General features: G+C 64.7%; 18 protein-coding genes. 8 read left to right on the top strand and 10 right to left on the bottom strand.

All coding sequences use genetic code 11. From position 1 onward, the window contains the following. Nucleotides 1–15: 15 nt before the first annotated feature. Nucleotides 16–597 (bottom strand): DUF1842 domain-containing protein, encoded by a 582-nt coding sequence (locus tag HU738_RS18420; RefSeq protein ID WP_176509573.1) that lies wholly within the window; start codon nucleotides 595–597, stop codon nucleotides 16–18. A 246-nt stretch (nucleotides 598–843) separates the two neighbouring features. Next, nucleotides 844–1,521: a DUF3313 domain-containing protein gene (locus HU738_RS18415; RefSeq protein WP_186603019.1), complete on the bottom strand. Its 678-nt coding sequence runs from the start codon at nucleotides 1,519–1,521 to the stop codon at nucleotides 844–846. Between the two features lie 200 nt (nucleotides 1,522–1,721). Here HU738_RS18415 and HU738_RS18410 point away from each other — a divergent pair, with 200 nt between their 5' ends. Continuing rightward, nucleotides 1,722–2,105 (top strand): type II toxin-antitoxin system RelE/ParE family toxin, encoded by a 384-nt coding sequence (locus HU738_RS18410; RefSeq protein ID WP_176509571.1) that lies wholly within the window; start codon nucleotides 1,722–1,724, stop codon nucleotides 2,103–2,105. After that, nucleotides 2,086–2,391 (top strand): helix-turn-helix domain-containing protein, encoded by a 306-nt coding sequence (locus HU738_RS18405; RefSeq protein ID WP_176509570.1) that lies wholly within the window; start codon nucleotides 2,086–2,088, stop codon nucleotides 2,389–2,391. Before HU738_RS18410 ends, HU738_RS18405 begins: the two co-directional genes overlap by 20 nt. Nucleotides 2,392–2,522: 131 nt before the next feature. On the opposite strand, the gene HU738_RS18400 is transcribed toward HU738_RS18405, so the two are convergent. From HU738_RS18400 to HU738_RS18390, 3 genes are all read right to left on the bottom strand, one after another. Further along, entirely contained in the window at nucleotides 2,523–3,818 is a 1,296-nt protein-coding gene (locus HU738_RS18400) for an NAD(P)/FAD-dependent oxidoreductase (RefSeq protein WP_186603020.1), read from the bottom strand. A gap of 14 nt (nucleotides 3,819–3,832) precedes the next feature. Next, nucleotides 3,833–4,921 carry a polyamine ABC transporter substrate-binding protein gene (locus HU738_RS18395; RefSeq protein ID WP_186603021.1) on the bottom strand — a complete coding sequence of 363 codons (1,089 nt, stop codon included), beginning with the start codon at nucleotides 4,919–4,921 and terminating at the stop codon, nucleotides 3,833–3,835. Nucleotides 4,922–4,988: 67 nt separating this feature from the next. Next, complete coding sequence (locus HU738_RS18390) at nucleotides 4,989–6,347, bottom strand: glutamine synthetase family protein (protein WP_054885413.1); 1,359 nt, start codon at nucleotides 6,345–6,347, stop codon at nucleotides 4,989–4,991. Between the two features lie 151 nt (nucleotides 6,348–6,498). Here HU738_RS18390 and HU738_RS18385 point away from each other — a divergent pair, with 151 nt between their 5' ends. Both HU738_RS18385 and HU738_RS18380 read left to right on the top strand, forming a co-directional pair. After that, complete coding sequence (locus HU738_RS18385) at nucleotides 6,499–7,398, top strand: helix-turn-helix domain-containing protein (RefSeq protein WP_186603022.1); 900 nt, start codon at nucleotides 6,499–6,501, stop codon at nucleotides 7,396–7,398. 74 nt (nucleotides 7,399–7,472) lie between these two features. Beyond that, nucleotides 7,473–9,389, top strand: a complete 1,917-nt coding sequence (locus tag HU738_RS18380; protein WP_186603023.1) for a P-loop NTPase family protein — start codon at nucleotides 7,473–7,475, stop codon at nucleotides 9,387–9,389. Between the two features lie 35 nt (nucleotides 9,390–9,424). Here HU738_RS18380 and HU738_RS18375 read toward each other — a convergent pair whose 3' ends face one another. Beyond that, nucleotides 9,425–10,810, bottom strand: a complete 1,386-nt coding sequence (locus tag HU738_RS18375; RefSeq protein ID WP_186603024.1) for an aldehyde dehydrogenase family protein — start codon at nucleotides 10,808–10,810, stop codon at nucleotides 9,425–9,427. 107 nt (nucleotides 10,811–10,917) lie between these two features. Between HU738_RS18375 and ptrR the strand changes: the two genes are divergently transcribed. The 3 genes from ptrR to HU738_RS18360 all read left to right on the top strand — a co-directional run bounded on the left by ptrR (nucleotide 10,918) and on the right by HU738_RS18360 (nucleotide 13,057). Then, nucleotides 10,918–11,784, top strand: a complete 867-nt coding sequence (gene ptrR, locus HU738_RS18370; protein WP_085679542.1) for a putrescine utilization regulator PtrR — start codon at nucleotides 10,918–10,920, stop codon at nucleotides 11,782–11,784. A gap of 60 nt (nucleotides 11,785–11,844) precedes the next feature. Next, the gene (locus tag HU738_RS18365) at nucleotides 11,845–12,297 is read left to right on the top strand and encodes a carboxypeptidase regulatory-like domain-containing protein (RefSeq protein ID WP_176509564.1); all 453 of its coding nucleotides are present in this window, start codon (nucleotides 11,845–11,847) and stop codon (nucleotides 12,295–12,297) included. A 238-nt stretch (nucleotides 12,298–12,535) separates the two neighbouring features. Further along, a complete protein-coding gene (locus HU738_RS18360; RefSeq protein WP_176509563.1) occupies nucleotides 12,536–13,057 on the top strand; it encodes an acyloxyacyl hydrolase in 522 nt (173 codons plus the stop codon). Nucleotides 13,058–13,089: 32 nt separating this feature from the next. Here the strand turns inward: HU738_RS18360 and HU738_RS18355 are convergent, their stop codons facing one another. From HU738_RS18355 to HU738_RS18340, 4 genes are all read right to left on the bottom strand, one after another. Beyond that, nucleotides 13,090–15,225, bottom strand: coding sequence for a TonB-dependent siderophore receptor (locus tag HU738_RS18355; RefSeq protein ID WP_186603025.1), 2,136 nt, complete (start codon nucleotides 15,223–15,225; stop codon nucleotides 13,090–13,092). 154 nt (nucleotides 15,226–15,379) lie between these two features. After that, nucleotides 15,380–16,270, bottom strand: a complete 891-nt coding sequence (locus HU738_RS18350; RefSeq protein WP_186603026.1) for a universal stress protein — start codon at nucleotides 16,268–16,270, stop codon at nucleotides 15,380–15,382. A 101-nt stretch (nucleotides 16,271–16,371) separates the two neighbouring features. Then, complete coding sequence (locus tag HU738_RS18345) at nucleotides 16,372–17,781, bottom strand: efflux transporter outer membrane subunit (RefSeq protein WP_186603027.1); 1,410 nt, start codon at nucleotides 17,779–17,781, stop codon at nucleotides 16,372–16,374. A 17-nt stretch (nucleotides 17,782–17,798) separates the two neighbouring features. Continuing rightward, entirely contained in the window at nucleotides 17,799–18,569 is a 771-nt protein-coding gene (locus HU738_RS18340; protein ID WP_186603028.1) for a helix-turn-helix transcriptional regulator, read from the bottom strand. A gap of 418 nt (nucleotides 18,570–18,987) precedes the next feature. Here HU738_RS18340 and HU738_RS18335 point away from each other — a divergent pair, with 418 nt between their 5' ends. Then, nucleotides 18,988–25,338, top strand: coding sequence for a non-ribosomal peptide synthetase (locus HU738_RS18335; RefSeq protein WP_186603029.1), 6,351 nt, complete (start codon nucleotides 18,988–18,990; stop codon nucleotides 25,336–25,338). The last annotated feature ends 172 nt before the right edge of the window (nucleotides 25,339–25,510 follow it).

The raw sequence follows: 25,510 nt of genomic DNA, 5'->3' as shown, positions 1-25,510 counted from the left end.
TTTCTCCTTGCCTGCTCAGGCTTTCTTGGCGGCCTTGGTGGCCGGGGACTTGGTCGCTGCGATGGCCTGGTCGAGGCCGCCCGTGGCCAACTGCTTGAGGTGGGCGAGATCGCCGTTGGCGATCGCGGCCTCGAGGGTGGCGTTGTGCAGTTCGCTGTGCAGGTCGACATTGGCCAGTTGCTGGATGCGCTGGCCTTCCAGCGTGACCGGGACGTTGTCCACACTCACCCAGCGCTGGCCGTTGTAATACTCGTAATCGGCCACGCCATGCTGCCAGCCTGGCTCGAGCAGCGCCCTGAACTTGAACTGCACCGGGGAGTTGGCGTGTGGGCCACCCTGGTTGCCCTGGGCGGTGATCAGGATCCTGCCTTCGCTTGGTGGCTGAACGGTGAGGTAGGTGTAGCTGCCCCAGACATCCAGGTGCAGGTCCAGCGGTGGGTTGACGGCCTGGGTGATCTGGGCTGTGCCGTTAAGGCTGCGGTCCGGGGTATAGACCAGCAGGTCGAGTTGCAGGCGCGGGGCGCCGGCGGCGGCGTTGCCGATCTGGTAGGACACCGGGAACAGGCCTGCCGAGGGTGCGAGCAGTGAGTCAGACATGATTGCCTCCATTGCATTCGATGAATGAAATACCGATACACGGCTGCAAAGGCGGGCGGAAAGCGGGGAGAAGGGGAGCCGAGCGGCAGTGCTGCCTGCCCGGAGCGAGCGGCTGTTGTCAGCCAGCTTGTGCAACCAGTCCCTGGTCTGCGGTGCCGCCTGCCTGGCAGCCCGCTTGAGTAAAGCAGGGCTGCCAGGCAGTGATGGCGTTTTTGAACTATCTCCGACGAGCGGAGCGGCTGATGGCTATTTGCTCTTGTTCTTGAGGGTGATGAAGCTGGCGCGCATGTCCTTGGCCCAGCCGTCCAGTACCGGCTTGACGTCGTTCAGGGTCAGCTTGGTCTTGTCGTTTTCCAGCTCCTTGCCGGTACCTTTGCGTACCACCTGGGCCAGTACCTTCTGGTTGCCGCCGTCGAGGAAGGCCGCTTCGACACCGACATCCACTTCCTGGTCGCGGCCGCCCATGGCGGTGTTGACGCCTGCGGAAATCAGCGCGATCGGGATGAATTCGTAGGGTTTGAGGCTTTCATTGCTGGTTGACACGGCAGTGATCGCCGGGCGTACCACGATGGTGCCAGGGCCGGGTGCCTTGGCCAGGGTCAGCACGCTGCCCATTTCACGGCGCAGGGCATCGTTGAAGTAGCGGGTGATTTCATTGAGCGTCTGCTGGGAAATGACCGCCGTCGCCTGCGGCTTGGGGTAGAACTGGCTCGGCTCGATGAAGACTTGCGAATACTGGTTGATATTGACCTTGGGGTCGATCCAGCGCATCACCGATGCACCGGATGGGCTTTTCGCTTCCTGCAGGCGGCTGTAGTCCTTGAGAAAGCCGGAATAGTCCTTGGGGTCCACGCGGTTGCTGGAGCAGGCGGCCACAGCGAGCAAAGCGGCGCACAACAGGGTAACGCGGGGCAGTGATTTCATGATGGTTTTGCATCCATGATGGGTCGGCCAGAACAACGCTAGCAGGTGCTTGGCAGATGGCCAGTGGGTCGGCGAAAAGTCGCTTCGGTAACGAGTTGAGGCGTTGACTTTTCCTACGATTTGGCCGGAAAGAGCGTCTATGCGATCGTGGCTACCGTTGAAAAACTATGCCCGTAACGGGTATGGTTTGGAGACCGCTCATGGAAGTTCTCAAGCGCAAGGATTTTGCGCGCTGGCAAGCCGGGCAGAAATTATCAGATGCGATGTTGTGCCAGGCGGTGAATGAAATGCGCAGAGGGCTGATTGACGCCAGCCTCGGCGGCGACTTGTTCAAGAAGCGTGTTGCAGGGCACGGTACTGGCAAGCGAGGTGGTTACCGGACACTGCTGTCTGCTCGAATCGGCAATCGTTATGTGTTTCTGCACGGGTTTGCCAAGAGTGACAAGGCCAATATCACGCTGGAAGAACAAAAAGCGTTGCGCTTCGCTGGCAGGGTTTTCCTGGAGCTTTGTCCCGTAGCGCTCAGGCGGGCTTTGCAATCAGGTGTTTTGATGGAGGTTTGCTGTGAGCAGCAAAATTGTTGAATCGTTGCGTGAGGATCTGACCGTACTTCATGAGGCCGGGGCTGTTGGCAAGGTTACCCTTCGGGATTTCGAAATGCTCTGTCCCGCTCCGGTGCGGGATTTCAGTGCGCTGGATATTCGCCAGCTTCGCGAGGCACTGAATTTCAGCCAACCGGTATTCGCATTGCATCTGCATACCAGCGCATCAACGGTGCGTAAATGGGAGCAGGGGGAGACACGTCCTGCAGGGCCTGCGCTGAAGCTGCTAAATGTCATTGCAATCAAGGGATTGCAGGCGATTCTTTAGAGGATTTATTTGATTTGCTTTTAAAAAATATGTCTATAAATCATATGTTTGCACTTTGGTTGTAATGCTGTTTATAAAGTTGAACCGTCGCGAGAACGTCACTCCCGCGACAAGCTCGGCCTGACTCGCGTTTAGCCCAGCGCCTCCCGCAACCGATACCACAACATCCCCAGCGCCAGCAGCGGCGAGCGCAGCGCCTTGCCGCCCGGGAACGTCAGGTGCGGCACCGCGCTGAACACGTCCAGGCCCTGGCTCTGCCCCAGCGCGATGCCTTCTGCCAGCAGCTTCGCCGTCCAGTGGGTTACGTTCAGCCCATGCCCGGAATAGCCCTGGGCATAGAAAACGTTGGGGTGCTGGCTCAACCGCCCCACTTGCGGGAAGCGGTTGGCGGTGATGCCGATCATGCCGCCCCACTGGAAGTCGATGCGCACGTTGGCCAGTTGTGGGAACACCTTGAGCACTTTTGGCCGCATGTAGGCCGCGATGTCCTTGGGGTCGCGGCCGGAATAGTGGCATGCACCGCCGAACAGCAGGCGGCGGTCGGCAGTGAGGCGGTAGTAGTCCAGGCCGACTTTCTGGTCACACAGGGCCATGTTCTGCGGGATCAGCTTGCTGGCCACGGCCTCCGGCAGCGGCTCGGTGGCCACCACGTAACTACCGGCCGGCAGCACTTTACCGCTCAGGCGTGGCTCCAGGTCGTCGAGGTGGGCATTGCAGCCCAGTACCAGGCTCTGTGCCCGTACTTTGCCGCGCGCCGTATGCACGGTCACGGTGGGGCCATGCTCGATGCGCAGCACCGGGCTCTGCTCGAAGATGCGTACGCCCAGGCCCTGGGCTACGCGCGCTTCGCCCTGGACCAGGTCGAGCGGGTGCAGGTGGCCTGAACCCATGTCCACCAGGCCGCCGGCATACTGGTCGCTGGCGACGATCTCCTGCATGCCCTCGGGCCCGACCAGGCGGGTGTGGTGGCGGTAGCCCAGCCTGGCCAGGTCTTCCTGTTCAGCCTTGAAGGCAGCGAACTGTGCCGGGGTATTGGCCAGTTCGCAGAAGCCCCAGCGCAGGTCGCAGGCAATCGCGTATTGCTCGATGCGGCGAGCGACCAGTGCCACCGACTCGATGCCGGCCTGCTGCAGGTAGCGCACGCCGTCCTGGCCAACGTAACGGGCAAAGCCGCCGACATCATGGCCGATGCCGCGAATCAGCTGGCCGCCGTTGCGCCCGCTGGCGCCCCAGCCAATGCGCCGGCCCTCCAGCAGCACCACGCAAAGCCCGCGCTCGGCCAGTTCCAGCGCGGTGTTGACCCCGGTCAGCCCGCCGCCGACTACGCACACGTCAGCCGTCAGCTCGCCGTCGAGGCAGGGGTAGGGCGCCGCGTTGCGCGCCGTGGCGGCGTAGTACGACGCGGTATGTTGGGTATCGAAAGACATGGTGCGTTCTCGGTTCAACGGTTGGACTTGATCTTGCTCCAGGAACGGGTCATCACCCGCATGATCTTCGGGCTCGGGGTGCTGGAGATGTACAGCTTGTCCAGCACTGCCTGGGGTGGGTAGATCTCCGGGTTGTCGACCAGAGACGTGTCCATGTAGGCCTGGGCGTCCGGGTTGGCGTTGGCGTAGCCGACCGTGGCGCTGACCTTGGCGATCACTTTCGGGTCGAGCAGGTAGTTGATGAACGCCAGGGCCTGCTCAGGGTTCTGCGCATCCTTGGGGATTGCCAGCAGGTCGAACCACAGGTTGCTGCCTTCCTTTGGAATGCTGTAGGCGATCTTGACCCCGTTTTTCGCTTCCACGGCCCGGTTGGCCGCCTGGAACACGTCGCCGGAATAGCCGAAGGCCACGCAGATATCACCGTTGGCCAAGTCCGAGACGTACTTGGAGGAATGGAAGTAGGTGATGTACGGGCGCAGTTCGAGCAGGCGCGCTTCAGCCTTGGCATAGTCGCCCGGTTTTTCGCTGCGTGGGTCCATGCCCAGGTAGTTGAGCATTGCCGGGAACAGCTCGTCGGGTGAATCCATGAAGGCCACGCCGCATTGCTTGAGCTTCTTCAGGTTCTCTGGCTCGAACAGCGTTGCCCAGGAGTCGATATGGTCGACACCCAGTGCGGCCTTGACCTTGTCGACGTTATAGCCAATGCCGTTGGTGCCCCAAAGGTAGGGCACTGCGTACTGGTTGCCAGGGTCATTCTGCTCGAGCTGCTTGAGCAGCTTCGGGTCCAGGTGCTGCCAGTTCGGCAGCTTGCTGCGGTCCAGTGGCAGGAACGCACCGGCCTGGGCCTGGCGGGCCAGGAAGTGGTTGGAGGGCACCACCACATCGTAGCCGGTGCGGCCGGCGAGCAGTTTGCCTTCCAGGGTTTCGTTGGAGTCGAACACGTCATAGACCACCTTGATCCCGCTGCTGGCCTGGAAGTCGGCCAGGGTCGTGTCACCGATGTAGTCGGTCCAGTTGTACACGCTGACGCTGGGCGTGGCCTGTGCGGCGGCGCCGAACAGCAGGGCGAAGGTAGCGGGGATCAGGGCTTGCAGATGACGCATGTCGACACCTCGTTGGTCTTGTTCTTTGAAAACGGTGCAAGGAGGGCGCCTGGCCCTCCCCGGTGAATCACACGCTCAGCAGCAGGAACTCGCGCTCCCAGGAGCTGATGACGCGCTTGAAGTTTTCATGCTCGGCACGCTTGACCGCGACGTAGCCCTGGACGAACTGCTTGCCCAGGTAACGCTGCACGGTTTCGCAGTCTTCCATGTGCTGCAGCGCATCCTCGATGGTGATCGGCAGCCGCAGGTTGCGCCGTTCATAGGCACGGCCCTGGACCGGCGCGCTCGGCTCGATCTGCTCGACCATGCCCAGGTAACCGCACAGCAGGCTGGCGGCGATCGCCAGGTAGGGGTTGGCGTCGGCACCCGGCAGGCGGTTCTCCACGCGCATCGCATCGGGGCTGGAGGTTGGCACGCGCAGGCCGGCGGTGCGGTTTTCCTCGCCCCATTCGACGTTGACCGGTGCCGAGGTGTCCGGCAGGAAGCGGCGGAACGAGTTGACGTTGGGCGCGAACATCGGCAGCAGCTTGGGGATGTACTTCTGCAGGCCGCCGATGTGGTGCAGGAACAGTTCGCTCATGCTGCCATCGTCGTTGGCGAACACCGGCTTGCCGGTGGCAATGTCGACCACGCTCTGGTGCAGGTGCATGGCGCTGCCCGGTTCGTCGGTGATCGGCTTGGCCATGAAGGTGGCGGTGACGTTGTGCTTGAGCGCGGCTTCACGCATGGTGCGCTTGAACACGGTGATCTGGTCGGCCAGGTCCAGCGCGTCGCCATGACGGAAGTTGATCTCCATCTGCGCCGGGCCGTCTTCGTGGATCAGCGTGTCGAGGTCCAGGCCCTGCAGCTCGCACCAGTCGTAGACGTCTTCGAACAGTGGGTCGAATTCGTTGGCGGCGTCGATCGAGAACGACTGGCGCCCGCTTTCGGCGCGGCCCGAGCGGCCCAATGGCACTTGCAGGGGCAGGTCCGGGTCTTCGCAGCGCTGGGTCAGGTAGAATTCCATCTCTGGCGCGACGATCGGCTGCCAGCCTTTGTCGGCATACAGCTTGAGCACCTTCTTCAGCACGTTGCGTGGCGACAGCTCGATCGGGTTGCCCTGCTTGTCGAACGTGTCGTGAATGACGATGGCGGTGGGCTCGATGGCCCACGGGATCTGGTAGACGGCCGTCGGGTCGGGGCGGCAGACCATGTCGATGTCGGCTGCATCGAGCAGGCTGTAGTAGATGTCGTCATCGACGTAATCGCCGGTGACGGTCTGCAGCAGCACGCTTTCTGGCAGGCGCATGCCGCGTTCGTGAAGGAACTTGGCGGTCGGTGCGATCTTGCCGCGGGCGATGCCGGTCAGGTCGCTGATCACGCATTCGACTTCGGTGATGCGGTGTTCTTTCAGCCAGGCGGACAGCTGATCGAAGGGGGCGTTCATACAGACCTCTTGGTTGGGGTTTCGTGTGCGCGGCAGTGCCGGTGACTTCCCAGGTGGCGCGCTGGAGACTATCTTGAGCGCAGGCTCGCAAAGCCATCTATCCACTTTCTTCAGCGATGAATGCACCAAAAGAGTGCAACTAGGACAAAGCGTGACAGCGCCCAACGCCTTGCAGGTCCAGGCTTTCCACACCACCGATGTCACCGAACAGGTGCGCGCCACTCCCGGTTGGCAGCAGCAGTACCGGCAGATGTCGCCAGGACATTTCAGCGGCCAGCTGCGCTGCCTGGGGCTCGATGGCGTGGAGGTCTACGAGGAACGGCTCAATACCCGCGTCGAGCAGTTTTTCCGCGCACCGAGCGGTTCGCTGGCGTTCTGTTTCGACCAGAGCGAGAACAGCCTGTACCTGCTCAACGAACAAAGCCGTAACATCTGGATTACCCCGGAGAACTACCAGGAAGTGGCCGTGGTGTTCGACCAGGCCTTTCTCGCCCGCCATGGCCTGGACCTGCACCGGCTCGAAGGGTTGTTCATGGTGCCGCTGGGCAGTGGGCAGAACGCGTTGTTCGGCAGCTGGCTGAGCGCCACCTTGACCCGCCTTGGCCAGGCAGACTGCCCGCTGCAAGGGCAGGCACTGGCCGAGCAGTTGCTCGAAGACTGCCTGTTCATCCTCGACAATGCCTGCCAGCGCTTGCAAGGCGGGGCCTTGGGGCGGCGCGGCGAGGAGCGGGCGATCATGCAGCGGGTCAGCGAATGGGCGGCAGATTGCCCGGAAGAAACGCTCAATCTGGTGGAGCTGGCCGAGGTCGCCGGTGTCTCGCTGCGCCAGCTGCAGCAGGCGTTCAAGGCCTTCACCGGGATGCCGCCGGCGCACTGGTTGCGCTTGCGTCGACTCAACGGTGCGCGGCGGGATTTGTTACGCGGCGGCGAAGTGACCGTGGCCGAGGTGGCCATGCGCTGGTCATTCTGGCATTTGGGAAGGTTTTCAGAGAGTTACCGGCAGTTGTTCAAGGAGTTTCCGAGCGAAACACTCAAGCGGAGCAGAGGCTGAGTTTTTTGCTGTTCATACCGGCATTCCCACTGGAAAATTGCTATCGTGCCCGGCAGTTTCCACCCGAGGTCCCGATGTTCTACCTGCCTTTGCCCAGCGACCAGGCCGACCGCCTGGCCAGCGCGCCCACCGCCACCGACTTCTTCCCGACCGCCAGCCTGCTGGAGGCGGCCGCCGTGCTGTTCGTGCAGAACCTGCCACGCCAACCGGCCAGCGCCTCGGCGGACGCGCAGGAGCGTCGCTTCGCCGAGATCGTGCGCATCGCCAATGAAGTCGAGGGTGCCGCCCCGGGGCGCTTCCAGGGGCAGGTCGCGCAGCATTTCGACCGCGAGGCGTTCGCCATGGGGCTGGGCATGCTGGGTGAGAACGGCGTGGGCCTGGTGTCGGCGGAAACCGAGTACCAGGCCGACGAGTTCCAGGATGCCGAAGGCCAGTGGAATTTCCAGTTCGCCGACAGCTACCGCCAGCGTGTGACCCCGCTCCACCCGGTCTACCTGCCATCACTGGGCAGTGACCTGATGCTCAGTGACCAACAGAACCGCTTGCTGCGCGAATTCCTTTGCGGCGTCGACGAATCGGTTGCCGTGCAGGGTTTCGCCGGCACCGGCAAGACCTTCCTGATCCACCAGTTCGCACGCCTGCTCGACCCCCAGCGCACGCTGTTGCTGGCCCTCACCGAAGGCCAGCTGCGGGCATTGCAGGCACGGGTGAAGGACGCCCAGGCCTACACCGCGATGACCTTCGGCCAGTTGGCCGACGACATCCTCAACCGCGACCTCACCAGCAACGGCTGGCGCCTGCGCGACCCGTACCGTACCAAACTGTCCTGGCGCCCGCAGGAGGCGCAGGTGGTGCGCTGGCTGAACATCCCCGACATCGGCCCGCTCGCCGCACGCGATGTGGTGGCCCTGTGCGTCAAAGCCGTGCGCAGTTTCTGCCGCAGCGGCGACAGCCAGTTGCAGCTGCATCACTTGCCCTGGGCCGGGCCGGGTACCTCGCCGCTGGACCAGGAAGTGCTGCTGGAGAAGGCGCGCCTGTATTGGCAGGAGCTGATTCGCCCGTCAGCCCGCGAAATCCAGCTGCCAGTGCGTGACTATCACCGGGTCAAGCTGTTGTCGCTGACTGCCGAGGTGATCGACAGCCGCTACAGCCACGTCATTGTCGACGAAGCCCATGAATTGTCCGCGCCGATGCTCGCGGTGCTCGATCGCAGTCCGCAGTCGGTGATTGCCCTGGGTGACGAGCTGCAGAACCTCAATGGCCTCAGCCCGCACCATGGCAATTTCATCCGCCAGCGTTACATCGACCACTCGCTGCGCGCTGGCCCGGCCATGGACGGCGTGCTCAACCCGTTGATCCAGGCGCACCCGGCGGCGATCCAGGCGGCCTTCAGCGGCAGTGCCGAGCATTACACGCGGGTGAGTTTCTTCGACACGGTGACCGTGCCTGAGCAGCCAACCGCCTTGATCGTCGATGACGAGTGGGGCCTGTTCGGCTGGTTCCAGCGCCTGACCCATCAAGGGGTGCCTTTCGTGCTGCTGCAAAGCGCGCGCAAGGACTTCGAGCTGTTCGTCGAGGACTGCATCGAGCTGTACCGCTATGGCACCCGGGCGCGCCACCCGATGTTGTTCCGTTACCCCAGCTGGCAGGCGCTGGAGCAGGACAAGGGCGACGACAAGGCCTTTGTCGCCGTGGCCGGCATGCTGCGCAAAGGCTATACCCCCGAGCACTTTGCCAAGGCCAAGAGCCGTTACCGCTGGGACAAGGCGCCAAAGCTGTTCCTTGGCCGGGTGCGGGATGTGAAGAACATGGAGTTCGCCCGGGTGATGGTGTCGCCGGAGCTGATGGTGGCACCGAGCACGGCGGGCAATCGCAACGAGCGGGCGCGGCTGTTGGCGGGGCTGTATACCGCCTGTTCGCGGGCGCGGCACGAACTGATCGTGCCGGGGGGGATGCTGGACTGGGTCAAGGACCAGGTCCGGGATGGCTAACGCCGGGGCCGCTCTGCGGCCCCGGGGGCCTGGACTCAGTTGCGGTCCAGCCACACGGTCTGGGCATTGGTGAACTCGCGCACCCCAAAGTGCGACAGTTCACGGCCGAAGCCGCTCTTCTTCACGCCGCCAAACGCCACGCGGGGGTCCGAGGCGCAGTACCCGTTGATGAACACGCCACCGGTGTCCAGCGCTGCTGTCATGCGCTCGGCCAGTGCATAGTCGGCGGTGTAGACGGTCGACGCCAGGCCGAACTCGCTGTCGTTGGCCAGCTCAAGCGCATGGTCGGCGTCACGGGCCGTGATGATCGCCGCCACTGGCCCGAACAGCTCCTGCTTGAACGCGGTCATGTCCGGGGTGACGTTGGCCAGCACGGTCGGTGCATAGAAGTTGCCCACGCCTTCGACCTTGTTGCCGCCCAGCAGCAGGCTGGCGCCTTCGGCCAGCGACGCCTGGACCTGGCCATCCAGCTCGTCACGCAGGTCATAGCGGGCCATCGGGCCGATGTAGGTGTCGTCTTCCAGCGGGTTGCCGACTTTCAGCTTGCGCGTGGCTTCGACGAACTTGTGCGTGAATTCCTCGACGATGCTTTCTTCAATGATCAGGCGCTTGGCGGCGGCGCAGACCTGGCCGGTGTTCTGGTAGCGACCGATCACGGCGGCCTGCACAGCGGCGTCGATATCAGCATCAGCCAAGACGATGAACGGGTCGGAACCGCCCAGCTCCAGCACGCATTTCTTCAGCGCGGCACCTGCCTGGGCTCCGATGGCCATGCCGGCGCGCACGCTGCCGGTCAGGGTCACGGCGGCGATGCGCACGTCGTTGATGGCGCGAGTGACGCCGTCCGGGGTGACGTTCAGCACTTCGAACACGCCTTCAGGCAGGCCGGCGTCCTGGAACAGTTCACCCAGCAGGTAGGCGCTGCCCATCACGTTCGGTGCGTGCTTCAGGACATAGGTGTTGCCGGCCAGGATCGCCGGCACGGCGCCGCGCAGCACCTGCCAGACCGGGAAGTTCCACGGCATCACGGCGAGGATCGGGCCCAGCGGGCGGTACTCGATGCGGGCTTTCTCGACCTGGGTCGGCTCGGCGGCGAGCATCGCCGGGCCGTGCTCGGCATACCAGCGGCACAGGCTGACGCATTTGGCGACTTCACCGCGGGCCTGGGCGATCGGCTTGCCGATTTCACGGCTGATCATCTGCGCGAAGGCTTCGGCCTTGGCTTCGAGGGTGCTGGCCAGGGCGAGCAGGTACTCGCTGCGCTGACCCAGCGACACTTGGCGCCAGTTGCCGTAGCCAGCCTTGGCACGTTGCAGCGCCGCTTCCAGTGCGGCGTCGGTGTCGAAGGGGTAGGCGCCGATCTGCTCGCCGCTGAACGGGTCGACGGAGATGGCGTGGGTCAGGCTGCTGATCGCACTCATGGCTGGACACTCTCGTTGTTGTTACTCGGTGACCCCAGACTAGTGGGCTATGGCTTTAATGAAAACTGAATAATAATGAGCGAAACATTCACGTTTGGAGAATGACTGTGGACCTGGTGCAACTGGAAATCTTCAAGGCCGTGGCCGAGCAGGGCAGCATCAGCGCCGCCGCCCAGCATATCCATCGGGTGCCGTCGAACCTGACCACGCGCATCAAGCAGCTGGAGGAAGACCTCGGCGTCGAGCTGTTCATCCGCGAGAAGAGCCGCCTGCGCCTGTCGCCAGCGGGCTGGAACTTCCTTGAGTACACCCGGCGCATCCTCGACCTGGTGCACGAGGCACGCCTGACCGTGGCCGGCGAGGATCCCCAGGGTACTTTCGCCCTGGGTTCGCTGGAGAGCACGGCGGCGGTGCGCATTCCGGCGCTGCTGGCGGCCTACAACCAGCGCTACCCCAAAGTCGACCTCGACCTGTCCACCGGGCCTTCCGGCACCATGCTCGAAGGCGTGCTGTCGGGACGCCTGGTGGCGGCCTTCGTCGACGGCCCGGTGCTGCATCCCACGCTCGAAGGCATGCCGGTGTTCGAGGAGGAGATGGTGATCATCTCGCCCCTCAACCACGCCCCGGTCACCCGTGCCCAGGACGTCAACGGCGCGAGCATCTATGCCTTTCGCGCCAACTGCTCGTACCGCCACCACTTCGAGAACTGGTTTGTCCAGGACCAGGCGGTGCCCGGCAAGATCCACGAAATGGAGTCGTACCATGGCATGCTCGCCTGCGTCAGCGCCGGTGCCGGCCTGGCCATGCTGCCGCGCAGCATGCTCGACAACATGCCTGGCTGCAGCACGGTCTGCGCCTGGCCGATGCAGGAGCAGTTCCGCTACCTCAAGACCTGGTTGGTATGGCGTCGTGGCACGGTTTCGCGCAGCCTGAGCATGTTCGTGAAACTTCTCGAAGAGCGGCGGGCGGCGTGAACATCAGCAGGGTGTGAGGTCAAACATCAGGTAAGCCATCTCCTTGAGGAGGAGCTGACCATGCGTAACCATCACCATGCTGTGGGCGCCACGTTGCTGATCGCACTGGCGCTGCCCTGGACCCTGGCCGCTGCCGCAGAAGTCGACGACCACAACGCGCCCATCGACATGCAAGCCGTGCAGGTGCAGCCGCAGGAGCAGAATGGCGTGCGCTACCTGGCGGGCGGTATCGGCCAGGATGAGGCCAATGCCATACGCCGGACCCCGGGTTATGACCTGCACATCGAACTGTCGACCGGTGCACACGGCCAGTTCGAGAGCGGCGCCGCAGTCGACATCCGCACTGCACAAGGCAAGCCCGTGTTGAGCCTGCAGGATGCCGGGCCGTTGGTCTATGTCCAGCTGCCACCCGGCCAGTACCAGGTCACCGGCCAGGCGCAGGGTGCAACGGTCCAGCAACGGGTCACGGTAAACGGCAAGACGCCAGTCACCGCAAGCCTGAACTGGCATTGAGCGCCCATGACGAGCGGAGTACATCTGTACTCCGCCTTGGCGCGGACCTGCCGGCATCAGTCGCTGGGCACTGCGGGTAAATTCAACCAATGCTGGCAATTTACTTTCAACTTTCTGATTATCTGGACAATAATCAGAAAAGTATTACGCCGTGTGACCGGTTGGATGCACCGTTCACCGCCAAAATCGAGGGGCCCTAGCCCCCACTTGCCCGTGTGACCATCAGGAGAAGTCATTGATGAAAACCCGTCTTGCCAGCACGCTGGCCGCCGCCCTATTGGTGCTCGGGGGCACCTCTATGGCCCAGGCCGCACAGATTTCCGGCGCCGTGGGAGCTACTAGCCAGGGCGACATGACGTACCGTCTCGGTATGGCGTTCGACTGGGACAAGCAGTGGCTGAAAAGCGACATCGGCTTTGTGACGGGATATTGGGACGCGGCCTACACCTATTGGGAAGGTGGCGATGCCAGCGGCGCTCACTCGCTGTCGTTCAGCCCGGTGTTCACCTATGAATTCAGCGGTTTCAGCTACACCCCGTATGTCGAAGCCGGCATCGGCCTGGCGGCCTTCTCCAAGACCGATGTGGGCGACCAGCACCTGGGCTCATCGGTCAACTTCGAAGACCGCATCGGCTTTGGCCTGAAGCTGCCGGGTGCGCAGAAGGTGGGGGTCCGCCTGATGCACTACTCGAATGCCGGCATCAAGCAACCGAACGACGGTATCGAGTCCTACTCGCTGTTCTACAGCAAGAGCTTCTGATGCACGGGGCCGCCAGGCGGCCCCCTGTCATGTCAGAAGGTATAGGCAACCCCCGCCTGTACCGTGCGCGGCGCACCCGGGTACACATAGGTGTTGAACGCCCCTTCGTCATAGCCCTTGTTGAACAGGTTCTTCACGTCCAGGTTCAAGCGCACGTGCTCATTGACCTTGTAGAAGCTCAGCAGGTCGACCACGCTGTAGCGTTCCATGGTGTAGGTACTGGCCGCCGTCTGCCCGGCGCGGTCATCCACATACTTCACGCCAACCCCCAGTCCCAGGCCCTTGGCCAGCCCATCCTGGAATTCATAGGTGTTGAGCAGGCTGAAGCTGTTGCGCGGGATGTTCGCCAGGCGGGTGCCGGTGGGGAGGCTGTTGTCCTTGGTCACCTCGGCGTCGACGTAGGCGTAGCCGCCGATCATCCGCCATTCCGGAGTCAGGTTGCCGGCGACGTTGATGTCCAGGCCACGGCTGCGCACTTCACCGGCAGCGACGCTGTAGGTGCCGCTCGGGTCGTTCGGGTCGCGGGTGAGCACGTTTTCCTTGACGATGTGGTAGATCGCCGCGTCGACGCTCAGCTGGCGATCCAGCGCTTCCCACTTCACGCCCAGCTCGTATGACTTGCCTTTTTCCGGGTCGAAGCCCGTGCCTTGCAGGCTCGCGCCGCTGTTGGGCTTGAACGAGCGCGCGGTGTTGGCGTAGACGGCGACGCTGTCGGTCAGGTCGTAGATCAGGCCCAGGCGCGGGGTGACGCCGTTCTCACCCTTGTTGAAGTCACCGGCATTGTTGAGCTTGTTGTCGTAGTCATGCTCGTAGCGCTCGAAACGCACCCCGGCGAGGGCTTTCAGGCGCTCGGTCAGGGCCACCTGGTCCTGGATGAAGGCCGCCCAGGTTTTGAGGTTTTCCTGGTCATGGGTGGTGGTGCGGGTCAGGGCAGGGCGCGGCTGGCCCTGCACCGGGTCGAAAATGTCGATCGGGTAGGCACCGCTACCGGCGGCCGAACGCTGGATGATCGAGTTGTAGTCATAGTCTTCGTATTCGATACCGGTCAGCAGGGTATGGGCGAAGCCGCCCGTGTCGAAGTGGCCGGTGAGGTTGAGCTGGTAGTCACGGTCGGTCCACTCCAGCTTGCGGTAGTTGAAGTTGCGTCCCAGCGTGCGCCCGTCGGCCTGCAGGCCGTTGGCTTCCACCGCGTTGCCCTTGAGCGAGCCGTCCAGCCATTGCAGGCCACCGCCCAGCGTCCAGTTGTCGTTGAGCAGGTGCTCGAAGCGCAACTGGGCCATGTCGTTGTCGTTGTGCAGCAGGTTGTCGCTGCCTTTTTCCCAGACGTTGGTGTCCCGCGAGGCCGTGCCGATCTGGCCGGGCAGGCGCGTCAGGCCGCGATCCAGCGGGTGGTTGTTGCGCATGAAGTCGCCTTCGAAGATGACCTTGGTGGCGTCGTTGACCTGCCAGCTGATCACCGGTGCAACGTCATAGCGCTCGCTTTCGACATCGTCGCGGAAGCTCTCGCCACCTTCGCCCAGCACATTCAGCCGATACGCCAGCGAGCCATCGGCATTCAAAGGGCCGGTGGCGTCCAGGGTCGCCCGGTGCATGCCCTGGTCGTCGAACTGGCTGGCGAGGGTCACCTTGGGCTCGGCCAGCGGCTGCTTGCTGACCACGTTGAACGTACCACCAGGGTCGCCACGGCCATACAGGCTGGTGGCCGGGCCGCGGATCACTTCGAGGCGCTCGATGGTGTTGGCGTCAGGGGCGTTGGGGTAGCCGCGGTTGATCGGGAAGCCGTTGCGGTAGAACTCGCCGGTGGTGAAGCCGCGCACGGTGAAGGTGGTCAGCCCCTGGCCGCCGAAGTTGTTGGCGCGGCCGACGCCACCGGCGTAGTCCAGGCCATCCTGCAGGCGGGTGGCGCCGGTGTCTTCAAGCACATCCCTGGGCACCACGCTGATCGATTGCGGGGTCTCGTGCAAGGCCGTGTCGGTGCGTGTGGCACTGGCCGAGCGGGTGGCCTTGTAGCCATCCACCGGGCCATCGGCGCGTTCGCCGTCGGCGCTGCTGGTGATGTTCAGGGCCTGGAGTTCGATCTGGGTGGGCTCGCCGACAGGTTCAGGCTCGGCAAAGGCCAGCGGGGAGATAGCTTGTAGCACACAAAGCGAAACGAACGTGCGACGCATCGACGGTACGATCCTGGAGTAGGGCGCTGATGGGAAGAGGTAAAAGCGCCGAGAAACTACTACGAATCATTATCAAATGCATTATTTTTTAGTTGTACGGGTGTGCCGGATACCCTGCAGTTTGCGGGTCTGGCCTTCCCGGGCAAACCGATGCTCAGCGGGCGTCCTTGATCGCCAGCACATTGCACAACGGGTGCTCCAGCACATGCGCTGTGGTGCCGCCAAGGAACGTCTGCATCGCATCATGCCGATGGCTGCCCATCACGATCACATCGACCCGGCTGTGGCTGACGAACCGGGCGATCGCGCGGATGGCTGCACCTTCGACAAAATGCCGTCGCTCCAGGGGAATCTGGTGATGGTCGCCGAGCCGGTTGAAGGCCGTCCGCTGCGCTGTGCGCACACTGCCATCGAACCCTGGCATGGTGACCGTGCCGGCACCGAAGTCGGCGATATGGGTCTTGGCCGCATCGCACACGTGCAGCAGGTGCAGTTCGGCGTTGCATTGCAAGGCCAGGGCATGGGCGCTGCGGATCACCCTGTCATCCAGATGCTCGCCTGCGCCGTGGCACTCGAGGTCCACCGCCGCCGCAATCTGCCGCGGCAGCGGCAGGCGGATGTCGCTGACCAGATGCACGGCCACCGGGCTTTCCTTGAGCAATTGCCAGTCCAGCGGCGTGACCAGCAGGCGCTTGAGCACCGGCTCTTGCTGCACGTCCTTGATCAGCAGGTCGCAACCCAGCCGCTCGATGCGTTCCAGCACGCTGCCCAGCGGGTCGCGGGTCAGCAGCAGTTCGGTGGATACATCGAGCCCGGCGTTGCCCAGTTGCTCAGCCTCGTCGGCCAGCCACTGGCGGTTGTCGGCGAGCAGCCGTTCACGTTCGTGGCTGTCGCTCATCAGGCCAAACGTGTCGACATCGTCGACGAACACATTGATATCCAGCAGGGCACCACTGGACTCGGCCAGCGCTGCCGCGCGCTGCAGCGCCGGGGTATGGCGCATTTGCGGGCCGAGCATGACGAACAGACGCTTGAACTGGCTCATCGCACACCTCCACGTGTGGCAGCCCCCCGGTTCATGCCATGTCATCTGGTCTGTACAGTCTAGACCGCGTTCGCGGCGAGCACCCGAGCGCGGTCCAAGCGCTACCGAGGCCGCTCTGCGGCTTCCTGCCAGCCCCCACCCAGTGCGGCATACAGGTTCACTTCCGCCACCAGTTGCGCCAAGCGATCACTGATCAACCCTTGCTGCGCGGTGAACAGCGAGCGCTGGGCATCCAGAAAGGTCAGGCTGCTGTCCACGCCAATCCGGTAGCGATGCTCGGCCAGGTCGTAGTAACGCTGGTTCGACGCCACCAGATCGCGCTGGGCCTGCAGCTGGCGCTGATACGTGGCGCGTGCCGCCAGGCCATCGGCCACTTCCTGGAACGCGCCCTGGATGGCCTTCTCGTACTGCGCCACCTGAATATCCTTCTGCAAGCGTGCATAGTCCAGGCTGGCGCGCAGGCTTCCGGCGGTGAAGATCGGCAGGCTGATCTGTGGCTGGAACAGCCAGGTGCCGCTGCCGCCGTCGAACAGGCCGCTCAGCTGCGGGCTGGTGCTGCCGGCGTTGGCGGTGAGGCTGATGCTGGGGAAGAACGCGGCCCGCGCCGCTCCGATGTTGGCATTGGCCGCGCGCAGCTGGTACTCCGCCTGGACGATGTCCGGGCGGCGCCGAAGCAGGTCAGAGGGTAGGCCTGCCGGCAAACCGGCAATCTGCTCGTCGCTCAGGGGCAAGGCGGCCATCTCGCTATCCACGCTCGTGCCGACCAGCAAGGTCAGTTGGTTGAGGTCCTGGGCCACCTGGCGTTTGTAGCGCGCCACCGCGGCGCGGGTGCTGTCGACGCTGGTGCGTGCCTGGATCTGGTCCAGCGCCGACACCGTGCCGGCGCGGCGCTGGGCGCTGGTCAAGCGCAGGCTGCGTTCATCGGCGGCCAGGGTTTCCTCGGACAGCACCAGCAGTTCCTGGTCGGCCCGCCAGGTCAGGTAGGCGCTGGCCACACTCGCCACCAGGCTCAGTTGGGTGCTGCGCCGCGCCTCTTCACTGGCCAGGTAGGTCAGCAGCGCCTGGTCAGTGAGGCTGCGCACACGGCCGAACAGGTCCAGTTCGTAGGCGCTGATACCCAGCGTTGCGGCGTAGGTCGAGCTGATCATCCCCTGGTCGGTGCCGGTCATGCCTCGGGGCAGGTACTGGCGCTTGCCCGTGGCGTCGGCAGCCACCCTGGGCAGCAAGTCGGCGCGCTGAATGCGGTATTGGGCGCGGTAGGCTTCGATGTTCAGCGCGGCCACCCGCAGGTCACGATTGTTGGCCAGGGCGCTGTCGATCAGTTGGCGCAGCAGCGGGTCCTGGAACACCGCGCGCCAGTCCTCGGCGGGCTGACGGGCCAACGCGTCGCCCTGATAGGCCGAGCCTTGCGGGAACTGCCCGGGCACAGGGGCGGCGGGGCGCTGATAGTCCGGCGTCAGGGAGCAGCCGCACAGCAGCGCGGCGCACAGGGTCAGGGCATGTCGGGGCATCACGGGTTCTCGTGCAATCAGGCGCCGGCCATCCATTTCGCCAGCCCATGGCGGCCACTGACCCCCAGCTTGGCGGTGGCGCGCTTGAGATAAGTTTCGATCGAACTGTTCTTCACGTTCAGCTTCTGCGCCATTTCCGGCACCGTGCCCCCTGTGAGCAGGCCAATGCACACCTCTTCCTCGCGGCTGGAAAGCCTCACGGCTTCCTGGGCCAGGCGCTCGCCAAAGGCGTGGCGCAACGACCCGGCTTCCAGGTCCACCAAGGGCGAACCGACGCGCTGGGCCAGCCCTTGGCCGAGCAATTGGCCGTGGTGCTCGACCAGCGGCAGCAAGGTGTCGGAAAGGCTCTTGAGCTGTGACAGCTCGGCCAGGGTGAACGCCCTTTGTTCTGGCAGGCGATGGAAGCAGATGACCCAGCGCCGGTCGCCGCTGCAGGACACCAGGTGGCACTGATGGGGGTGCTGGGCGTCCAGCGGGGCCTTGAACTCGATCAGCAGCGGGTCGTCCATCTGCATGATGTTCTGCAGTAACGGGTGGCGCAGTGGCTCGTTGCCGGGTCGCTGCTGCTCCAGGCCGGCGCTGCCCAGTACCCGGATGCGGCTGACGCTGGCCTGGCGCGGGTCCAGGGTCCATTCGCTGAGTTCGAGCCTGTGGATCGGTACCTGGGCCTCAACCAGGCGTAACATCTGTGCCGCGAAGGCGTCGGCGCCGGTACTGGCGATCAGTTCGCCAAGTTGCAGGTACAGCTGAGGGTCGGGCGGGTGTGCGAGGCTGGCGGTCAGCTTCATATCCTTTCTTCCTTGATTCAAAGCGTTACGGCGGGTGGTCTCGCGGTCGAGTGCTCCGGTTGGCGGGGAGGGGGTGACGGTATTCAAGCCCGCTGCAAGGGCTGCGTCTGTAATGGAAAACCGGGACAGAAAATGCCATTGATTCCTGCTGTGCGCGTGGCACATCAAACCGTGACAGCTGCGCAGCAAACCGGTTTTGCCCAGTGAAACGCGGCCATATCCCTGGCGGTTCGCTTCAGTTTCCGCTCGCACTGGCCTGACGTAAGCCATCCAGGGCGGCCAGCCATGGTTGATTTCCTACAGGCTTTTCAGCTGCCAGGGATACGCAGCCGGGTTGTCCGGGTTTAACGGGCCATACAGTGCCGGGAGGGGGTGCTTGAATCCGCGGATGTTCAAGCCAACAAGGACCTGCCCCCTCATGCCTGCCGCCGAAACCTTTGCCCTCACCGCAGCCCAGCGGGACATCTGGCTGGACCAGATTGGCCACGGTGATTCACCGCTTTACAACATCGGCGCCTACGTCGAGCTGGACGGCGCGGTGGATGTTGCGCGGTTGCGCAGGGCAGTGGCGCACCTGGTGGCGCTGCACGAAGGCTTGCGCACGGTGCTGCTGGCGCCGGAGGGGCAGGATGGCGTACCGCGCCAGTACTTTGCCGAAACGCTGGCGGTGGAATTGCACGAGCATGACCTGCGGGCTGCCGCGCACCCTTTGGCCGCAGCCCGGACGCTGCTCGACAGCTGCATGCGCAAGCCTTTTTTGCTGGGCACTGTCGGGCTATGGGCGGCACAGCTGATCAGGCTGGGCGAACAGCGCTACCTGTTGGCACTGCAGGCGCATCACCTGATCCTCGATGGCTGGGGGGTAGACCTGTGGTTCAAGCGCGTCGCCGACTACTATGGCCTGCTGGGCGAAGGCGAGCCCTTGCCGGACAGCGCGCCGGGCTATCGTGAGTTCATCATCGACGACAGCCAGTACCAGGCCTCTGCACGCCATGGCCGCGACCGCGACTACTGGCTGGGCAAGTATCAGCAATTGCCCGATGCCTTGCTGGCGCCGCGTGAGCGCGGCCAGTTGACGGCCGGCGAACCCAGCGCGGCCCTCGACCTGCCCTTCGATGAGCAACTGCTGGCGGGCATGAACGCACTGGGCAGCGAACTCCAGGCGTCGGCCTTCCACGTGCTGTTGGCGGCGGTGCACGTGTGCTGCACACGCACCTGGCAGTGCGACCAATGGGTGGTCGGCGTGCCGGTACGCAACCGCGCCAGTGCCCGCTTCAAATCGACCCTCGGGCTGTTTACCCAGGTCAGTGCCTTGCGCATGGATTTTGGCCGCAGCCAGCCCTTTGCCGCGCTGGTGCGCAGCATTCGCGATGCCCTCAAGCAGGACTTTCGCCACCAGCGCTTCGCCCTCAGCGAGCTGAACCGCGCGCTCGGTGCCCTGCGCCAGGAACGGCCGCAGCTGTTCGAGCTGATGGTGTCCTATGAAGAAGATGGCAACGCGTTGCGCTTTGGCGAGGCCTGCGGCCATACGGTGATGACCTGTAACGGCCACGAGCCGACGCCACTGAGCCTGCACCTGCGCACCAACCCGCACAGCGGCAAGGCCCACCTGCATCTGGTGCACAACCTGGCCTGGTTCAGCAAGGATGAAGTCGCCGCCCTGGCTGAGCGGCTGCTTCACGTGTTGCACCAGGGGCTGCAGCAGCCAGGCTTGCGCATCGCCGATTTTGGCCTGTTGACGGCCGCTGAGCAGCTGCAGTTGCAGCGTTGGAACCCGCCGGCAACTGCCCACGGGCAGCAGGCACCGTTGATCCACCAGCGGATCGAGGCGCAGGCCAGGCTCCGACCCGAGGCCGTGGCGGCGCTGCACGCTGGCCAGCCCCTGAGCTACGGCGAGCTGGACGGTCGCGCCAACCAGCTGGCGCGGCAACTGGTGGGGCTGGGTGCAGGCCCGGACCAGCGGGTCGCCGTCGTGGCGCAACGCGGGCTGGATACCTTGGTCGGGCTGCTGGCGGTGCTCAAGGCCGGCGCCGCCTACGTGCCGATCGACCCGGCGCACCCCCAGGAGCGGCTGGCCTATCTGCTCGAAGACAGTGCCCCGTGCGTGGTACTGACGCATTCCCGGTTCAGCGCACGTCTGCCAGCCCATGGCCTGCCGCAGGTCGAACTGGACCGCTGCGCCTGGCAAACGGCAAGTGGCGAGGCGCCTGCCGTCGCCGATCTGGCGCCGTGCAATCTGGTCTATGTCATCTACACCTCCGGCTCGACCGGCTTGCCCAAGGGCGTGATGGTCGAGCATCGCATGCTGGCCAACCTGGTCGACTGGCACTGCGCTGCCTTCGACCTTGGGCCAGGTCGTCACCAATCGAGCCTGGCCGGGTTCGGCTTCGATGCCATGGCCTGGGAAGTCTGGCCAGCCTTGTGCAGCGGCGCGACCCTGCACCTGGCGCCGGTCGGCGAGGGGGCTGAAAACATCGACGCCTTGCTGCACTGGTGGCGGGCGCAACCGCTGGACGTGAGTTTCCTGCCGACCCCCGTGGCCGAGCATGCCTTTGCCCAAGGCGACCTGCATCCCACCCTGCAGACCCTGCTGGTAGGCGGTGACCGCCTGCGCCGCCTGGCCCGCGAGCGTCGCTACCGGGTGATCAACAACTACGGTCCCACCGAAGCCACCGTAGTGGCCACTTCAGGCGAAGTGCAGGCCGGCCAGCCATTGCATATCGGCGGGCCGATCGCCAACACCCGGCTGTATGTGCTCGACGACCAGCAACAACTGCTGCCGCCGGGTGCCGTGGGTGAGTTGTATATCGCCGGCCAGGGGGTGGCGCGTGGCTACCTGAACCGTGCCGAACTGACCGCCGAGCGCTTCCTGGACGACCCGTTCAGTGCGCACCCCGGGGCGCGTATGTACCGCAGCGGCGACCTGGTGCGCTGGAGGCCCGACGGCACGCTGGAATACCTTGGGCGCAACGACGACCAGGTGAAGATCCGCGGTGTGCGCGTCGAGTTGGGCGAAATCGAAGCCGCGTTGTGCAGTCATGCCGCCGTGCGCGAAAGCGTGGTGTTGCTGCGCGGGGGGCAGTTGCAGGCTTGGTACATCGCCGAGTCAGCCGTATCGCCACGGGTATTGCACGCGCACCTGCGCAAGCGTTTGCCTGCCGCCTTGCTGCCCGCGGCCTACGTCAACCTGGCCGAATGGCCGTTGACGGCCAACGGCAAGCTCGACCGCCGCGCCTTGCCGGCTGCAGATGAAGCGGCGATGGTGCGCCGCGAGCATGAAGCGCCGCAGGGCGACATCGAGCAGCGGCTGGCACTGCTCTGGGCCGAGTTGCTGCAGGTCGAGCGGGTGGGGCGCCAGGATCATTTCTTCGAACTGGGCGGCCATTCGCTGCTGGCGGTGCAACTGATCGAGCGCATGCGCCAGCAAGGCCTGCAAGCTGACGTGCAGGTGCTGTTCGGCCAGTCGACCCTGGCCAGCCTGGCGGCGTCGGTGGTGGTCGACGAGGTCGTGGCGGTGCCGGCCAATGGTGTGGCACCGGGTAGCCTGCGCATCACCCCCGGGATGCTGCGGCTCACCGCGCTCGACCAGCCGACCATCGAGCAGATTGTCGCGAGGATACCGGGCGGTGCTGCCAACGTGCAGGAAATCTACCCGCTGGCCCCGCTGCAACAAGGCCTGCTGTACCACCATGTGGCCGACGCTCAGGACCCCTACCAGCAACAGGCGTTGTTCGCCTTTGCCAGTCATGCGCACCTGCAGGCGTTCGTCGAAGCCTTGCAACGGGTGATCGAGCGCCATGACATCCTGCGTACCAGCCTGGCCTGGGAAGGGCTGGCGCACCCCCAGCAGGTGGTCTGGCGCCAGGCCCGCCTGCCGGTAGAGCGTTGGGCGGCAACCGTGCCAGGCGATCTGGCCGGGCAATTGTGCAAGGCCTTCGACCCGCAGCAAAAGCCGCTGGACCTGCGCCAGGCGCCGATGATGGCGATGGTCACCGCCGAGGACCCCGCCCAGGGCCGCTGGCTCGGGTTGCTGCGCTTCCACCATCTGGTCAATGACGCGGTGTCTCTGCAGGTGCTGCTGGGCGAACTCGAGGCATTCATGCACCGACGTGGCGGTCAACTGCCAGCGCCCGTGCCCTATCGCGATTATGTGGCGCTGAGCAGCAATGCCGAGCGCCAGGCTGGCCATGAAGCCTATTTCCGCGAACAGCTGGCTGGCATCGAGCCGCCCGCCGCCATCCCTGGGCTGGGCGGGGTAGCGGTCGATGAACACGACCTGCACAGCCATACCGCCAGGCTTGACGCCGCATTGGGCGAGCGGCTGCGCCAGCAGGCCCGTGGCCATGGCGCCAGCCTGGCCAGCCTGTTGCACCTGGCCTGGGCCCAGGTGCTTGGCAGCCTGTCGGACCGTGACGAGGTCGTGCTCGGCACCGTACTGCTGGGCCGGACCATGGCCGGCAACGGTGCCGACCGGGCCGTGGGCATGTTCATCAACAGCCTGCCGCTGCGCATCAACCTGCGCGCAGGCCCGGCAAGCCAGGCCCTGGCCGAGACCCATGCACGGCTCGCCAGCCTGCTCGGCCACGAGGACGCTGCGTTGCTGCTGGCCCAGCGTTGCAGCGGGTTGCCCGCAGGTACCTCGCTGTTCCAAGGCCTGATCAACTACCGCCAGGGTGCCTTGCCGCAAGGTGAAGTGCTGGCAGGGGTAACATTGCTGCAGGCCAGCGAAGTACTGAGCCACGAGCTGGTGCTGAGCGTCGACGACCTGGGCGACACGCTGCAGCTTGGCCTGCGTGCACCGCGTGCGATCGGCGCGCCACGGCTGCTCGACTGCCTGCTGACGACCCTGCGCCAATTCGCCGAAAGCCTGGCCAACCCTTTGACTGCGCTGTGCTGCGTGCCAGCCGACGAACTGCAGCGACTGTTGCGAAGCTTCAATGCCAGCGAAGACCGCCACAGCCCGCTGGGCAGCACATTGCCGGCCCTGTTCGAGGCCCAGGTGCGGCGCACGCCCCAGGCCATTGCCCTGCAAACCGATGAGGCTGATCTCGATTACGCCACGCTCAATGCCCAGGCCAACCGCCTGGCCCATCGCCTGATTGCCGCTGGCGTCGCGGCCGATTCGCGGGTGGCGATCTGCGTCGAGCGTGGCGTCTCGATGATGGTCGCGTTGCTTGCGGTGCTCAAGGCGGGTGGCGCCTATGTGCCGCTCGACCCCGGTTACCCGGCCGAACGCCTGCGGTTCATGCTCGACGACAGTGCTCCCACCGTGCTGCTGGTGCACGCACAAACGCGGGGGCTGTTCGACGCGCAGGCCGTGCCCGTGCTCGACCTGGATGCTGACCCGTGGCAAGCGTGCAGCGCCGACAACCCGCAGGTAGCGGGCCTGGGGCCGTCCGCCCTGGCCTACGTGATGTACACCTCTGGCTCCACCGGTACGCCAAAGGGCGTGATGATCGAGCACCGTGGCCTGTGCAACCTGATGCACTGGGGCTCGCAGATCTGCCCACCACAACCGGGCGGCGCGTTGCTGCAGCGTGCGCCTTTCAGTTTCGACGGCTCGGTCTGGGAACTATTCTGGCCGCTGGTCGCCGGGCTGCGCCTGGTGCTGGCGCGGCCCGATGGGCACCGTGACCCGGCTTATCTGGTACAGCGGGTGCAGGCCCGGCAGGTGACGATCATGAAGTTCGTGCCTGCGCTGTTGCATCAGTTTCTGCAAGTGCCGGGCGTCGAGCGTTGCAGCAGCCTGACCGATCTGTTCTGTGGTGGTGGCGAACTGACCTTGGCGCTGCTGCAGCAGATTCGCCAGAGCCTGCCGAAGGTCCGCGTGCACAATGTCTACGGGCCCACCGAAGCGACGGTCGACAGCACCGCCTGGACCCTGCATCCCAACCAGCCGTTGCCCACGCTGGCGCCACCGATTGGCCGGCCGATCGCCAACACCCGCCTCTATGTGCTCGACGCCCATGACCGCCCGGTGCCGTTGGGGGCAGTGGGGCAGTTGCACATTGGCGGCGTTGGCGTGGCTCGGGGTTATCGGGGGTTGCCGGTGTTGCAGGCCGAACGTTTCATTGCCAGCCCCTTCGTCGAGGGCGACCGGCTGTATCGCACTGGCGATCTGGTGCGTTATCGCCAGGACGGTGAGCTTGAGTTCGTCGGGCGTAACGACTTCCAGGTCAAGCTGCGTGGGCTGCGGGTGGAACTGGGCGAGATCGAGGCGGCGCTGTCGGCGCACCCCCTGATCGGGCAAAGCGTGGTGCTGATGCGCGAGGAGCGTCTGGTGGCTTACTTCACCTGCCGGGGCGGGGCTCAGCCGCCGGCGCTGGAGGTGCTGCGCAGTCACCTGCTGGCGCGCATGCCCGAGTACATGGTGCCGCAGGCGTTCGTCGCGCTGGCCGAGCTGCCGTTGAGCCCCAATGGCAAGGTTGACCGCAGGGCGCTGCCGGCACCGGGGGCCGAGGCGGTGATCAGCCGCGCGTACCAGGCGCCGCAGGGTGACCTTGAGCAGGCCCTGGCGGCGATCTGGACCGAGGTGTTGAAGATCGAGCAGGTGGGGCGTGAGGACAATTTCTTCGAGCTCGGCGGGCATTCATTGCTGGCGGTGAGCCTGGTGGCGCGCATGCGCCAGGCCGGGTTGCATGTCGATGCCCGGACCTTGTTCAGCCAGCCGACCCTGGCGGGGCTGGCGGCCAGTACCCGTCACGAGCGGGCTGCGGTGGTGATACCGCAGACCACCATTCCGAGCCTGGCGAAGCGGCGGCGGATTTGAGGGGCTTGCCTTGTAATTGATGTCGCCTGTGAGATCGAGCGCCGCGCGGGCGGCGCTCGATCTGCGCCCCAACACATGACCCCAGCCATACCCCTGTCCCCGCTTCCCATGTCAGACCACCCGGTCACGATCCTTTAGCGTGTCGACGATCCCCCTTCCAGGCAAAGCAGGA

Origin of the sequence: Pseudomonas vlassakiae, from assembly GCF_014269035.2 — a bacterium.
Taxonomy (GTDB): Bacteria; Pseudomonadota; Gammaproteobacteria; order Pseudomonadales; family Pseudomonadaceae; genus Aquipseudomonas; species Aquipseudomonas vlassakiae.
Note: the sequence above shows the minus strand (reverse complement) of the source record. Positions and strands in the feature narration are given on the sequence as shown.

Coding starts and splice junctions, on each gene's coding strand:
- HU738_RS18420 (WP_176509573.1), bottom strand. CDS start 597: ATGTCTGACTCACTGCTCGCACCCTCGGCAGGCCTGTTCCCGGTGTCC.
- HU738_RS18415 (WP_186603019.1), bottom strand. CDS start 1,521: ATGAAATCACTGCCCCGCGTTACCCTGTTGTGCGCCGCTTTGCTCGCT.
- HU738_RS18410 (WP_176509571.1), top strand. CDS start 1,722: ATGGAAGTTCTCAAGCGCAAGGATTTTGCGCGCTGGCAAGCCGGGCAG.
- HU738_RS18400 (WP_186603020.1), bottom strand. CDS start 3,818: ATGTCTTTCGATACCCAACATACCGCGTCGTACTACGCCGCCACGGCG.
- HU738_RS18395 (WP_186603021.1), bottom strand. CDS start 4,921: ATGCGTCATCTGCAAGCCCTGATCCCCGCTACCTTCGCCCTGCTGTTC.
- HU738_RS18390 (WP_054885413.1), bottom strand. CDS start 6,347: ATGAACGCCCCCTTCGATCAGCTGTCCGCCTGGCTGAAAGAACACCGC.
- HU738_RS18380 (WP_186603023.1), top strand. CDS start 7,473: ATGTTCTACCTGCCTTTGCCCAGCGACCAGGCCGACCGCCTGGCCAGC.
- HU738_RS18375 (WP_186603024.1), bottom strand. CDS start 10,810: ATGAGTGCGATCAGCAGCCTGACCCACGCCATCTCCGTCGACCCGTTC.
- HU738_RS18365 (WP_176509564.1), top strand. CDS start 11,845: ATGCGTAACCATCACCATGCTGTGGGCGCCACGTTGCTGATCGCACTG.
- HU738_RS18360 (WP_176509563.1), top strand. CDS start 12,536: ATGAAAACCCGTCTTGCCAGCACGCTGGCCGCCGCCCTATTGGTGCTC.
- HU738_RS18355 (WP_186603025.1), bottom strand. CDS start 15,225: ATGCGTCGCACGTTCGTTTCGCTTTGTGTGCTACAAGCTATCTCCCCG.
- HU738_RS18350 (WP_186603026.1), bottom strand. CDS start 16,270: ATGAGCCAGTTCAAGCGTCTGTTCGTCATGCTCGGCCCGCAAATGCGC.
- HU738_RS18345 (WP_186603027.1), bottom strand. CDS start 17,781: ATGCCCCGACATGCCCTGACCCTGTGCGCCGCGCTGCTGTGCGGCTGC.
- HU738_RS18340 (WP_186603028.1), bottom strand. CDS start 18,569: ATGAAGCTGACCGCCAGCCTCGCACACCCGCCCGACCCTCAGCTGTAC.
- HU738_RS18335 (WP_186603029.1), top strand. CDS start 18,988: ATGCCTGCCGCCGAAACCTTTGCCCTCACCGCAGCCCAGCGGGACATC.